Genomic DNA, 304 nt, shown 5'->3' with positions numbered 1-304 from the left:
GGGGAGTGTTTCGTGCACGATGAGCACGGCGGCGGCGCCCTGGCGGGCCGCTTCCTCGTATTTGTAGGTCCAGCGGCCGTAATAGGTCATCGCCTTCCCCTTGAAGAAGGCGGGGTCGGCCATCGGGTCCTCATTGCCGGGGTCGTTGATCAGCACGACGACGGTTTTGCCGCGGACGTCGAGGCCGGCGTAGTCGTTCCACTTGTATTCCGGCGCCACCACGCCGTAGCCGGCGAACACGATGTCGCTGCCGCGCACCGCGGCGTCCGGCGCGTCGTAGCGGGGGGACCAGAACACGGCGTCA

At 67.4% G+C, this 304-nt stretch carries 1 pseudogene; it reads right to left on the bottom strand.

Annotation, left to right across the window (positions count from 1 at the left end):
• A pseudogene (locus R5H29_RS01075) lies at window positions 1-304 on the bottom strand (hypothetical protein); the annotation flags it as partial.

This window comes from Stenotrophomonas sp. A3_2 (genome assembly GCF_036624925.1).
In the GTDB taxonomy this organism is placed as follows: domain Bacteria; phylum Pseudomonadota; class Gammaproteobacteria; order Xanthomonadales; family Xanthomonadaceae; genus Stenotrophomonas; species Stenotrophomonas hibiscicola.
Note: the sequence above shows the minus strand (reverse complement) of the source record. Positions and strands in the feature narration are given on the sequence as shown.